Annotated in this window: 10 protein-coding genes; 2 read left to right on the plus strand and 8 right to left on the minus strand. The window is 59.5% G+C overall.

All coding sequences use genetic code 11. The features are described from left to right. Positions 1-1,077: 1,077 nt before the first annotated feature. The 5 genes from hemC to IVA80_RS22320 form a co-directional block, all read right to left on the minus strand. The gene (hemC, locus tag IVA80_RS22300; protein ID WP_247435262.1) at positions 1,078-2,013 is read right to left on the minus strand and encodes a hydroxymethylbilane synthase; all 936 of its coding nucleotides are present in this window, start codon (positions 2,011-2,013) and stop codon (positions 1,078-1,080) included. A 565-nt stretch (positions 2,014-2,578) separates the two neighbouring features. After that, positions 2,579-3,025 carry a cytochrome C gene (locus IVA80_RS22305; RefSeq protein ID WP_247435265.1) on the minus strand — a complete coding sequence of 149 codons (447 nt, stop codon included), beginning with the start codon at positions 3,023-3,025 and terminating at the stop codon, positions 2,579-2,581. Positions 3,026-3,038: 13 nt separating this feature from the next. Then, positions 3,039-3,281, minus strand: coding sequence for a hypothetical protein (locus IVA80_RS22310; protein ID WP_247435268.1), 243 nt, complete (start codon positions 3,279-3,281; stop codon positions 3,039-3,041). A 9-nt stretch (positions 3,282-3,290) separates the two neighbouring features. Beyond that, entirely contained in the window at positions 3,291-4,601 is a 1,311-nt protein-coding gene (locus tag IVA80_RS22315; RefSeq protein WP_247435271.1) for a c-type cytochrome, read from the minus strand. Positions 4,602-4,609: 8 nt separating this feature from the next. After that, a complete protein-coding gene (locus IVA80_RS22320) occupies positions 4,610-6,010 on the minus strand; it encodes a cbb3-type cytochrome c oxidase subunit I (RefSeq protein WP_247435275.1) in 1,401 nt (466 codons plus the stop codon). A gap of 811 nt (positions 6,011-6,821) precedes the next feature. Here IVA80_RS22320 and IVA80_RS22325 point away from each other — a divergent pair. Beyond that, the gene (locus tag IVA80_RS22325; RefSeq protein ID WP_247435278.1) at positions 6,822-7,340 is read left to right on the plus strand and encodes a Rid family hydrolase; all 519 of its coding nucleotides are present in this window, start codon (positions 6,822-6,824) and stop codon (positions 7,338-7,340) included. 20 nt (positions 7,341-7,360) lie between these two features. Beyond that, positions 7,361-7,984, plus strand: a complete 624-nt coding sequence (locus IVA80_RS22330) for a hydrolase (protein ID WP_247435281.1) — start codon at positions 7,361-7,363, stop codon at positions 7,982-7,984. 660 nt (positions 7,985-8,644) lie between these two features. On the opposite strand, the gene IVA80_RS22335 is transcribed toward IVA80_RS22330, so the two are convergent. From IVA80_RS22335 to IVA80_RS22345, 3 genes are all read right to left on the minus strand, one after another. Next, positions 8,645-9,463 (minus strand): hypothetical protein, encoded by an 819-nt coding sequence (locus tag IVA80_RS22335; RefSeq protein WP_247435294.1) that lies wholly within the window; start codon positions 9,461-9,463, stop codon positions 8,645-8,647. Between the two features lie 1,335 nt (positions 9,464-10,798). Further along, positions 10,799-12,274 carry a glutathione-disulfide reductase gene (gorA, locus tag IVA80_RS22340; protein ID WP_247435284.1) on the minus strand — a complete coding sequence of 492 codons (1,476 nt, stop codon included), beginning with the start codon at positions 12,272-12,274 and terminating at the stop codon, positions 10,799-10,801. A 121-nt stretch (positions 12,275-12,395) separates the two neighbouring features. Further along, on the minus strand, positions 12,396-12,773 hold the full coding sequence (locus IVA80_RS22345; protein ID WP_247435287.1) for a cytochrome c family protein: 378 nt from the start codon (positions 12,771-12,773) through the stop codon (positions 12,396-12,398). Positions 12,774-13,284: the final 511 nt, after the last annotated feature.

A 13,284-nucleotide genomic window follows, 5' to 3' on the forward strand; every position in this document is an offset into this window, starting at 1 on the left:
AGAACACTCAGCGAAAACGACAGGCAAGGTCATCTGGTCCTCCTCTGCAGAAAACTGTCGCGGCCGAAGAGGATCGCGAGTATCGGCGCCGTCCACCGGTCTCCAACGGTAGCTAGAATCTGCGAAAGGACGACGATTTTCCCAGCGGATGCGCGCCTCACCAAGTTTATTGATCTTGAAAGAAGGGGCGCGCCTGACGTTTTAGGGCCCAGGATGGGGCGTCGAACTCTTTTTCGACTGTTGGCTTGAGTCAAGTTGCTCGCGTGTCATTCAGCTCCACATAGACCACTGTTGACGCAGTTTGGGGAATGTCTGGTGCTTTGCTTGCGTCAGACTCCGCGCCACGCGGCAAGTGCTCCACAGCTCCAGTCTGGTGCCGCATGGGTGTAATACGAATCTTGATAAGGGCCGTTATTGCGGTCTGGGCATGCGAAAGCATTGGTCCGTATCCGTGATGGAGAGACGGCTTCTCCACGTGCCCAAACCTGATATCAGCGCCGCGAGAGCGATCTGCTCGCTTTCGGGGCGGATCGTAGAGCTCCTGGTGATCGCGCGCCGCTTCCGCTGCAACGTCGTCCTGTGCCGTGGTCAGATCTTCACCGAACGTTTCGAAGGCAACTGGCTCCGATAGGCGCGGCGCCGCGGGGAGGGCGGACGCCATCGTCTATCGCCTCCGTCTGGCGCTCGGCCGGCTGATGCTGCCCGGAGACCAAAGACACACTCACGCGCGTAATTCGCCACCCGACTCAGCCACCGGTTGACCTACTCACGACTATCGACATTGATCTTTGGTCTCCGCGGCGCAATCACCGATGCGCAGCAGCATCTGCAACCTGGAAAGCGCCCGTCGTCAGGCCTTTGCGGGTGCGAGCGGCCGCCACCGGCCAAGCTCGGTTCCCTGATTTGGCGAAGCTGCGGCAACTGCCCTGCGGCACAGGTCCAGATCGTTAATGGAGAACGCCAGCCGGGCCGTTGCAATTCGCGCAACAGTAATCGGTTCCACACTACTCAAGACGGCCGAGCGCCTGCGCTATGCTGGCTTCCCAAGAGTATAAGTCGTCATGCCAATTAGCGAATTCAGATTGGCCTTTGCTCTTCCACTGTACGGAGCGCAGCCTTCAATATCTCTTCGGCGCCTTGCTGAAGAAGTTTATGCCCGAGACTTCTGCCTATTGCGTCGGCTTGATCGGCCAGACCCACACTTTCATCGGCAATCTTCCTTTGGCCATCCGGATGAGTCACTTGTCCTCGAAGTGTTAATGTCCCGGCGTGCCATGTGGCAGAGACCCCGACGGGCAGGCTGCAACCCGCATCGAGACTTCTCATCAAAGCGCGCTCTGCATCCACTTCGGAGCGCGATTGCCGGTCTTCAATCTTTTGAAGCAGCGCTATAAGTGCCGTATCCTCTTCGCGAGCTTCGGCCGCGAGAGCACCTTGACCGACTGCATACGGGAAAACACGAGCGTCTAAAATCTGTGAAGCCTCATGTAGCAATCCTAGTCGGGACAACCCGGCCGCCGCCAATAGAGTCGCGTCTATCCCCTGTCGGTTCTTTGCCTTACACAGCCTTGGAGAAACGTTCCCTCGGATAGGTCGAATATCGAGACCATTGCATAACTCGAGAAGTTGAGCTTTACGGCGAATTGATCCAGTGCCGACGCGCAGCCCCGGCCGTAGCTGACTTAGTGTAACGCCACAAATCGCGTCGCGAGGATCCTCTCTTTTGGGAACGGCTGCCAATACCAAGCCGGGCTGCAATTTGGTTGGAAGATCCTTGAGGGAATGAACGACCAGGTCAACTTCGTTGCGCAGAAGCGTGTCTTCGCTCTCCTTCGTGAACGCTCCGATGCCGCCAAGCTGATGAAAGGCCGACCTTCGATCTTTATCGCCAACCGAACTCACGAAGACCAAGCGTACCTCAGCGGCCGGCTCGACGCCACGAATAAGGTCGGCGACGTGACTGGCTTGCCAGATGGCCAAATCACTACGCCTGGTGCCGAGTCGAATTTCCACGATGAAACCTCTTGCTTCTTCAGCAGTTCGCGAACCTATAGCGCTGCGCAACTAGCTATGATCGGCGCCTGCTCATTTAGCCGCACAGCGTGACTCTGGTGTGGCAGTCTTTGCATGGGTATCTTCCCTCACGCCGTATTTCACATCAATCCACAGTCGCCCGAAAACGAAGAAGCAGCCAATAGCTCGCAACTTTATAAAGGCACTGGACTAAGTCGAAGAGTGCGGGTTCCTCGAGAATGGAGGTTGCGCACCTTTCGGATGTCAAGCGCGCTGAATGCGTCCGTACATCGCTTCAACTTCAAGCGGTCGAGCTCAAACGCCGCAGCGAGCTGCCATCACCTGTGTTTATACCGGAACGATCAAGGTGATCGGTGTCGAAACTTTACGTGCGGCATCACGCTAACCTAAGTGGACGCCTTCGTCGTCAAGAGCGAACGCCTGTCGATGAGACCGCGTCCCTTCGCCTCACGCAATGGATCATGCACAAGCATATTCGTCTTCACTTGCGGAGATCCGGATGGGTCAGCAGCCACGGCGTTGACTCGTTTGATCTTGGGGCGCGCTATTTGAATGGATTCATCGACGAGGAATAAGTTGGTGTTTTCGCGTAATCCGCCGGAACGTTCCAAAGGGTTGCGACATACCAAGCGGTCCAAGCAACGATCAGTAGCGTCAGCACCCACACCCAGACCGGCATCGGCGAGGGCGATTCCGCTCGGTGCGGCTCGAACGGCTCTTCCGCTCCAAACGCGTTGACCATGAGGCGTACGGTACCGTGGACGACGGCACCATCACCAAGCCCGGTGACCGTGATCCCGGGGCCGTTGCGGACTTGGAATCGAAGGCGCCGGACCCCGACCTGGCCGGTGGCATCTTGGGCTTCGATGCGCAGGCCGTGCTCGCCGTCGGCAAGGCTCTTGGTGTCGAGCGCTATCTCGGTCGGCGGCCGCTGATCGGCGACCGGATCTGGCGTGTCGTCTAGATAGATGCGGATGCGCGGGTCGGGCACGTGTTGCATTCCTCTAACGGTCGGTGTCCAAGACGCGATATTTTGGATGATTGGGATCCCGTTCGCCGGGGTCGAAGAGCATCCACAGCGCCGCCACGATGCAGCTGAGGGTCACGAGCCCAGCCCCGCCCGCCACCAGCACGTTGCCGAGTAGTGGTCCGGAAAGACTATGATCGCCAGCAGCATTAGCGATCGCAGGCGTAGTGCAGAGATAGCCAAGCGCCGAGAGGATCCAAGCGGTAATCGTATCAGTCATCGTCGCCTCCTATTTCTTGGCGCGGAGCTTCGTGATGTCCGCGAGCGTCACCAGCGGCCCGTGGTTGCCCCATGACGTGCGCTCGTGATTGATGATATCAGCGATCTGCTGATCAGATAGTCTGTCAGCGAACGGCGGCATCTCTACTTCGTACTTCTGGCCGTTGATCGCCTTCCCACCAAGGCCGCGCAGCATGGTGGTGATGTGTTCGGCAGGGTCAGTGGCGTTAACGACCTGATCGCCCGCAAGTGGCGGAAACGTGCCGGGCACGCCTTTGCCCTCTGCACCGTGACAGGCGGCGCAGTTCTCGGCAAACAGCTTCGATCCTTCCGCGGGATCGAATGTCGGTGCCGGGGCCGCTATCGGCGAGACCGGTTTCGTCGGCTGCTTCTGCAGTGGTTCGTTGGCGCGCGCCGCGACGACATCAGCCGCGCTGATCAAGGCACCACGATTGCCCCATGAGGAGCGCTCGTGGTTGATGATATCGGCGATCTCCTGATCCGACAATTGATCCGCGAACGCGGGCATCGGAGCTTCATATTTTTGGCCATTGATCACGTTTCCGCTAAGTCCATGCAGCACAGCGCCGATGTGTGCCGTCGGATTTGCGGCGTTAACCACCGGATCTCCGGCGAGCGGCGGAAACGTTCCGGGCACACCCTTGCCTTCCGCGCCGTGGCAGGATGCGCAGTTGTTGGCGAACAATGCTGCACCTTTGCCGGCATCAAACCCTAGCGGCCCGCTCGAGCGACTCAATGGCACGGCGCCAGGCTGCGTTGGAGCGAGCGCGGGCTGCTTCAGCGACAACAGATAGGCCACCAGCGCCTTGCCGTCGTCGTTAGGAATCACGGTACCGCCTGGCGCGAACTCAGGCGGCAATGACACCGCTTTCTCTTCGGGAGGTAATTTGTCCACAACGCTGAATAGCCAAGGGTAAGCTGGCATGATCGATTGCGGCACCACTGCGCGCGGCTGATAGAGATGGATGAACTGCCATATGCTGCTCGATTGCCGCGTGCCGATATTGCTCAAGTCCGGACCGTTGCGCTCCGAACCTAGCAATTCCGTCGTCTGGTAAGCATAATCGCCCGGTGCGGACGGACGGCCAAAGGACTTATCTCCAGAGAGGGGGCGTACTTGCTGGGTATGGCAATAGAAGCAGCCTTCGGAGACATAAACATCCCGCCCTCGCGCCTCTAGGGGGGTCAGTGGCTTAAGGCCCGGCGTCGGAGGTACCTTCGATAGCCAGATGCCCGGCAGCACGCCCATAAGAACCGCCAATCCGGTGTAGATCAGCGTTGAACCACCGGAAATCGCCAACAACCTATTCATACCGGCACCGTCTTGGCTGCGGCAAGCTCGGCGTAGGACCTGCCGTAGGTCATTGTCCAGACATTGAAAGCGAAGACGAGATGGCCGGCGAACATCAGCGAGCCACCGACGGAGCGCCACAACCAATATGGCGCGGCATCTTCGACCGACTGGATGAAGGTGAGTCCTCGAAACCAATCGAGCCCCTGAATGGTTCCTGCGGCCGACAGCGCCGCAACGTAGATGACCACACCGACTGCAGAAAGCCAGAAATGGATGCCCATAGCCAGGTTGTAGGGATACTTGCCGGTGGCGCGCGGCAAGAGTGCATAGACTCCGCCCCAGATCGCGAAGGTGACGAAGCCATACATCGTCAGGTGCGAGTGCCCTACCGTGTAATTGGTCAGATGCCACAGCTGCTGCAGCGAGCGGAACGCCTCAAATGTGCCTTGCGTCGAACCCAGTAGATAGCCGTAGACGGCGACGAGGATGAACACCGCGGGCGAGCGATATATCCATTCGTGAGTGCCCCGGAAGGTGAGAAGGAAGTTCGCGGTGCCGCTCAGCACAGGGACCAGCATGGCCACGCTGAAGACGATGGCCGTAGTCTGCAGCCACCACGGTAATGGACTGAATTCAAAATGATGGGCGCCGACGATCGGATAGAAGATGAGATTGGTCCAGAATGCAAAGACGCCAAGAGAATACGAATAGATCGGACGGTTCAGGAGCTTCGGCAGCGCATAGTAGGACACACCGAGCGATAGGGGCGTGAACCATAGTCCGACGGCGTTATGCATGAAGAAGGCCTGTACCGCGACCTGACCCAGTCCGAACTGGTACCATGGCAGAAGCGACACCACGACCATGACAATCGTCCACAGCGTGCCTCCGATAGTATACCAGTTAGAAATGTAGATATCCTCGGCATCCCGCTGCTCGACAGTGGCGATCATATTCCAGACCGCAGTGATCAAACCAAGCCCGAGGATTACGCGAATCCACCACAGCCACTCGCGATACTCCTGGCCGTAGTTGAAACCGAAATCGAGCGTAACGGTGCCCAGCACAGCGGCGAGATTAAGGAGCGCAAGACTGATCCATGCGAGGCGCTCGCTGTAGAGCCGCGCGCCCGAACTGCGCGCTGCCACGAACAGCGCAAGTCCGATCAGCGCCTGGCTCGCCCAGGCATAAAACGTTCCGTTGGTGTGGATCGCCCGCAGCCGTCCAAACGACAACGCCGGCGTCGTCGCAAAATCCGGATAGGCGAACTTGAAGCTGACTAAGAGTCCCACGGCCGTGGTCAATACGAGCCAGATTGTCGCCGACGCTACGTAAGCCGCTAACACCCGCGCCAGAGCGGGGTCATCCGGAGCGGCTGTCCGAAGCGGAATGGCCGTAGCGGTGTATGACATCATCCGACTCTCCGTCTCCTCGACGTCGTTGTCCAGCGTTGCTCCAAAGCGCGCCCGACGATGCTTTGCAGAATGACCTTGCAACGCCTGCGAAGGAAATCACCTCTCGCCATCGATTCGATAGACGATCGTTATTGGCGCCGCGCCGCGTGACTCCGTAGCGAGGAACGTCACCAGACGCACATTCAGAGATTTCCGTTGGCTGCCTGGGAGCAATCCAGATCGCGGGTGGCAGCGCGCCGCCTCCTCGACCATGACGCCGCTCCTACGGTGGATTTGGCATGCGCCACGATCAAGCTGTTTTTGCACCCTCGGGTCTGGCGTGGTGGCACAGCTATTCGCCCGGCCCGCCGCTCGATCTGAGCTGATCCGACGAGTTAGGTCTTCTTTTTGGCCCCAACCGAGACCTTCAGTTCACTCTGACGAGTATCCGTTTAAAAGACATTTTCCGCGAAGCTTCGAATACGAGCGTCGCGACCGGCCAGGTCGCATCTGCGCGGCTTGCGCGATGCACGCATCCACAAGCCCGTCAACGTTCGTTCCGCGTATCGGCGCGAGTGGGATGTCTCACTCAACTCTCCTTTGGCTCGTCCTCGTTTTTCAGCGCGGGCGACAATGGGAACTCTCTGCAGGCGCGACTGGTGGCATTCCCTGTTACTAAATCACGCGGCGCGACGGCGCTAACGATGATCTATCGAATCCATGACGAGAGGTGATTTCCTTCGCCGGCGTTGCAAGGTCATTCTCCAAAGCATCGTCCTAACGAAAGTCAGTGCCGCCATCGAGACGGGATTGAGAAGCCAGGAGGCTCAATATGCAACGCGACGAGATAAATGCCGGCGCAATAAATTGTAAGGAGGCCGCCTATTTCGATGTGCCGTGGGAAGATGCCTACGGATACGCACAGGCGATCAAGGTTGGTGACACGATCCATGTCTCCGGTCAGCTCAGCCACGACGAGAAGGGGAACCTAATCGCTCCTGCTTCTCTCGATCAATCCGGCAAACCGGCCGAGTTCTCGATGATGGAACAGCAGATGCGGGCAACTTACGCCAATGCCGCCAAGCTTTTGGCGCGCTTCGGGGCGACGTTGGACAATGTCGTCGAGGAGACGCTGTATGTCCTCGATGTCGGTGCCGCATTCGCCGTTGCGGGGAGGGTGCGCAAGGAGGCCTACGGCACGACACGACCTCAGTGCGCCAGCAACCTGATAGGTGTGCTGAGACTGGCCTTTCCTGAACAGCTCATCGAGATCACCTTTACCGCAAGGCTGTCAGAACAGAAGCGAAGCCGCCATGATAACTCCCCGATGTCCCGAGTTAACGAAACATGACACAAGGACCTGAAACGGCGATGCCCGACATCCTGATCGAGCCGAAGGATTGCACCTTGGTGCTGGTCGATCAGCAAGCCGGGCTTGCTTTCGGCGTCGGGTCGATCGATCGCCAAGCGCTTCTGAACAACGTGATCGCTCTAGCGCGCACTGCCACCGTTTTCGGCATGCCGATCGTGGCTTCCACGTCCGCCACAAAGGTCTATAGCGGTCCTCTGATGCCAGCGATCCACGCTGCGATTCCTGAAGTCGTCGCGATCGAACGCCGCAACATGAACATGTGGGAGGACCACGTTGTGCGCGCTGCTATCGTGGCGACGGGACGACGGAAGCTGATCTTTTCGGGGCTGTTGACGGAAGCGTGTGTGACTTTTCCGGTGCTCTCCGCTCGCGCGGAGGGGTATGAGGTCCACGTCGTCGGCGACGCTTGCGGCGGGCTCACTCCGGTCAGTCACGATCTGTCGATGCGACGGATGGAAGCGGCGGGCGCGAAGCCGACGTCGTGGATCCAGGTCCTTCTGGAACTCCAGCGCGACTGGACCCGGCACGAGACCTATGACGGAGCGCGAGCAATCGTGGAGGCTCACGGCGGCGGATACGGTATCGGTTTGGCCTATGCACGGGATATGATCAAGCCTACGTAAGAAATGCGCCGATTATCCATCGGCCTGCGCCACGAGCCTGGGCTGCCGCCCACGCCGCGCGAGAGGGCGCGCGTGAATTAATCTTGATCCCCGAAGCCGCAAATCAGCGCAACCAGCAAGCGAACCCTGCTTGCCAGGATCACCCGCTTGGCTGCCCCGATCTTCAAGTCGGAAAGAAGCTTCTTGTGAGCCACACTGTTGGTTTTCTTGAAGGCGGCCGCGAAAGGACTGGCCGTGAGAGGCACAACAGTTGTCGATTGGTCTCGGTAGCTAGCGGTCCACTTGGCCGAGTAACCGCTGGGCTGGAGCTCGCGAAAAAGCTCGCTAGGGCGGCTGAGCGTTCCGGCGGCCGGAACGTCAGTAGACCCTGAGCGGGTCTCGAAAGTTCCAATGCGGATACCAACCTTTCGGCCAATTGGGGAGGGCTGCTGCCGCGAAGCAATCGGATGTGCACCCGCTTAATCCGCCGCGGTAATGGGCGCGGCACGTCGGAACAGTTGTTCGGGTAATCGGGGGGATCTGTTGATGATGAGCGCTAGGGTCGACGTCCAGCGACGCCGCTCACACGACCGAGACTATTTCGGAAATCGAGCGTGAATATTCCGTTCGCGTTGGTTGGCTTTGCTGGAATTCCTCAATAGGTCCTCAACATGGTACCCGCTAGTCTTGCCCAAGCGGGCCCACAGCGCTCACGCTGCCCGCGGGCCCCATAGTTTCAGCCGACTTGGTCGATATTGCCGGCTCTGGATTTGTCATGGTCGCGACCGCGCTGCTTACGAAGCGCCCCCGCACCGGTTTGGGCGTCAGCTCGACCACCGCTGCTTCGTTGCCCGGCTGATCAAGCATACGGGTCGTGACCAACCCGGTGAGTCGCAACTCTTCCTGCGACAGTTCATGCAGATCTTCCCAGGGCGGCACGTTCAGCGACAGCGACAACAAATCACCCGCGCCGCCCATGTCGAAAGTGTATTTCGCGAGACGACCAATATCGCGTTCCACGATCATCAGATCATCCGCACTGTAGGTCGCGGCTTTGGCATCATTGGCGCGGTCACCGATCCAGATCTGATGCACCCGAACATGGGCAGTCTCGGGCACGAAACGCGTCTTGCCCGAGAGCAGCAGGAACACGCACATCGATTCGCAATAAGCCACGGGAGCCTTGTCGGAAGGAGCGCTCTGTGCAGTGTTGGTCTGAACGCTGACGCCGACGGTGGTCAGCGCCCCCAGATCGCGCCAGCGCCGCCCGAGCGCGATCGCTTCATTGACCGCACCGCCGCTGGAATCCAGCACGATGGTCGCGCCGTCAAGCTGTCGACCTAGCGCGAATTCATCGAAAACCCTCGGAGTATCGGCGGTCACGATGCCGACCGCGCTGACCCAACCTCGGCAATTCGGCTGGCAAGCCATCCAGCTAAACTTCATTGGCAATTTGCGCAATTCGAGGGTGACCCCGGCGCCCGCCGAACCGGCCGGCATCGTCGCCGGGCCGAGCAATGCGATGCAAATGGCGGCGACGCCGTGCCGCATCCAGCCTCGAGTTGCCACCCAACTATTACGGGCAGAGGTTACATTACATGTCGCCAGATTGATCGAGAGCGAGACGGCAAACAGGACACCCCATAGGACGAACATGTTAGAACCTTGGCCGGGTTATCGAGCCGGGTTTGCCGCGTCGCAGGGGCGTATGTACACCGGCGGCGGCTGGTGCCGCCCGGGTAGCGGTACGGCTCCAGACTCTACTAGCCAGGCCTGATGGTTGGTGCGCCGTTTAAGGCCGGGGCCGCGCATGTAGTGCAGCCCGGGCCGGTAACAGTCGCGCACGTCCATGAATAGATTGTGAACGACCTCGGCGATTTCGGAGGCTGACTCAGCCGTCTTGAGGACAAAACCAAACAACGCGGTGTCATCTATGATTGTCATGGGTGAACTCTTGGCCATCGTCTTGCGGTTCGATAAATCGGTGCGGCTGTACCCCAAGCGTAGTCACAAGGAGATTGCCCACACCATTGCACAGAAGGTTGATCCGTGTGGCACTTCGGCTGAGAAGAGCATACCTAAGTCTAGGAGATGCGCTGGCACGTCCTACCTCGGCCGAGCGAAATCGGTCGATCAGCCGGATGACGCTGTTGAGGTAGGATGATTAATCAAGGGCCGCGCGCCGCATAGAGTGATGAGTTAGCGATCGCGGCAGCTTGGCGGGCCGTGGGCTGATGCTTGATGTACGTGAGCTTGCCACGACCGAGTTAACGCAAGGCCTTGAAAGCCTGCCCAATCGCGTAGCGACAGACCCATTCAGTGCTCCGTTTGCTCGGGCTAGCTGGCCGGGAGATGTGGGTTTGCAATGCAAATACTTCGCTTTCGTCGACGACTTTAGCTTCAATCATCGTGGGCTGGCCGTTGTGGCGCCCGCTATCGGCCCGACATGCAACACCGAATGCGACCAGATCGGTTGATCGAGACAATTAATCCCGACGGAATATACCCATTACCTTCGACCAGCGGTACGTCACCAGGTCGAACCCTGTGAGTAAGGCGACTTTGGCTGATTGGGCGTCGTGTGCAAATAGAAGGAATCATCGCGCTCACCTTCAGGATTGCGGATTGTTGGCACGCAAGCGCAACACGCGGCGAGTCGTGGGGCGGGTGGTTCAGGCATCCTGCGCGACACTGCCTGCGCACTCCTCACTGGCGTGGGGTGGCCTTATCGATTTCATTCCGTCTGCATGAGGCCTGCAGCATTAGTCTAGATTAGTGAGCTGCTCGAAGTTCCGCGGCTTTCCGAGCGGGCCTTCCGAATACGCGCCGCTGGCATCAGACGGCAGCGCTTGGGACGAGCGGTGTCGACGCGTCGCGCCGATCGTACCGCACCGTCGGAGTCTGCATTGCGACGATCTCCTCACCTACCGTCGGGTGCACGGCCATAACCGACGCGAAGTCTTTCATGGTAACTCCGCTGCGGATGGCTATGGCGAGCACCTGGATCATCTCGCTGGCCTCTTCGGCGAAGATATGGACCCCGAGGATCCGGTCTGTTGCGCAATCCACAACGACCTTCAGAAGCGCGGTCTCGCAATCGCCCGTCACGGCGGCCTTCAGTGGCCGGAAGCGAACCTTGTAGACGTCGACGGCAGGGTACTGCGCCCTCGCTTCCAGCTCCGTCAGGCCAACGGAGCCGATCTCCGGGCTGGAGAAGACCGCGGTCGGCACATTGGAATAGTCGACCTGCCACGCTTTCTTGCCGAACAGACTGTCGGCGAACGCGTGGCCCTCGCGAATTGCGACGGGCGTCAGGTTGAACTGGTTCGACACGTCACCCACAGCGTAGATGCTCGGAATATTCGTGCGGGAGCTCGCGTCGACAATGATAGCGCCGTCTGCCCCAGTCTTGACCCCGGCGCGGTCGAGCCCGAGCGAGGTCGTGTTCGGCGTGCGGCCGAAGGCGAGCAGCACCTGGTCGGCCATCAGCCTTCCGCCCTGTTCAGTCGTGACGTCGATCCTTCCTGCATCGTCGCCGTCGCGGACGTCCCCGTCCCGCCGTTCGAGGCGGCGGATGCTGTCGCTAAACATCAGCTTAATGCCACGGTTCGTGTAGGACCCAGCGACCGCCTGGCGCACGTCCTCGTCAAAGCCGCGCAAGACATTGCTTCCGCGGCAGACGACAGTGACGTCGCTTCCCAGCGCGGCAAACAGGCCAGCGAACTCCATTGCGATGTATCCGGCGCCGCCGATCACAAGCTTCCTCGGGAATGTCTTCAAGTCGAACACGGCATCCGAGGTGATGCCGAGCTCGATGCCGTCGAAGCGAGGCAATTCGGGCCGTGCGCCTGTCGCTATCAGGATCGTGCGTGCCCGTACGCGACGGCCGTTTTTGAGGAGGCGCACCGTATTTGCGTCCTCGAGCACGGCGCGAGACCTCACCACCTCGACGCCTGCACTTTCCTGACCGGTGCCGTAGAGCCCTTCCAGGCGTGTGATCTCGCGGTCCTTAGCGGCGATCAATGACGGCCAGTCGAAATGTGGGACCGACAAGCGCCAGCCGAATCCTGCGGCCTCCTCGAACGTGTCGCTGAAACGGCTCGCGTAGACGAACAGTTTTTTCGGTACGCAGCCGCGGATGACACACGTTCCTCCCAGCCGGTACTCCTCCGCGAGCATTACTCTCGCGCCATGTCCCGACGCGACGCGCGCAGCGCGGATCCCTCCTGACCCACCACCAATCACGAACAAATCGACATCGGACTCCGCTTCCCGAGAAGGCTCTGAAACCTCGGCGGCCTGTCTCGACACGCCTGGGGGCTCCTGAAATGCTTCTGTGTCGCTCAACTCAGGCATTCAATCTATTCTGTGCGGGACCGAAATGCTCTCATGTCCGCGCAGGCGCATTGCTGACGCTTGGTTCAAGAAGCTGCTACTTCAACGTAGCAAGATAGGCAACCAGGTCTGCCCGGTCCGCCGATTCCTTCAGCCCCGCGTAGGGCATCCTGTTTCCGGGAACCGCCTTCTGTGGCGATTCCAGATATGCATCGAGGATCTTTGCCTCCCAGACGATGCCGGAATTCTTGATAGCGTCACTGTAGCTGAAGCCGGGAACCGTACCTGCCGTTCTGCCTATGATTCCTTCCAGGCCCGGCCCGATGCGATTATCATGATCCGTGGCATGGCACGCAGCGCAAGCTTTGAAGATCGCTTTGCCGTGCTCGGCGTCCTGTGCGTAGCCGGGATTCGCTGTTGCTCCCGCAAGTACGAGCACCGCAATAAACGCGCCGATCTTTCCTGCGCTTTCCATTGGCAACATCCTTCCTTGGATCGGGTTCAGAGGTAGCACGGCAGCGCAATGTAGTTGTCGCCTGCCTCGGTGATAGGCAGCGATTCTTACTACAGCGGACGAAATTGGAAATTCCATTTGGATATGCATTCGATAGGCGCGAGATATCGTCATCCAAGAGCGCTGTGCGCGCCGGCGTCCGACGAGTGTGGTACTGCACTCGGGATTTCGGGCGGTGTAGGAGGACATGAAAGAGCGCTTCGCGATGACTCAATGTCCGGTCGCAACGCCAGGACAACACCGTGCGTCGCGCCGCGATCCGTGCCCCGGCCGGATAGCTCTTGCGGCGTCGTGTCGAGCGGGTGACGCGGCTCCTAGGGTCTGTACCTAATTAGCGATCTCTGATTCCATGGCGCCGAGTTGATTCGGGCCCGGGGACTTCGATGCGCAAAGGACTGTTCTGGCTGAACGACAAGCAGTGGGCTCAGATAGGGCCGCATCTGCCAACGAACCAGACAGGCCCGGCGCGCGA

The organism is Bradyrhizobium sp. 139 (assembly GCF_023074175.1).
Lineage (GTDB): Bacteria > Pseudomonadota > Alphaproteobacteria > Rhizobiales > Xanthobacteraceae > Bradyrhizobium.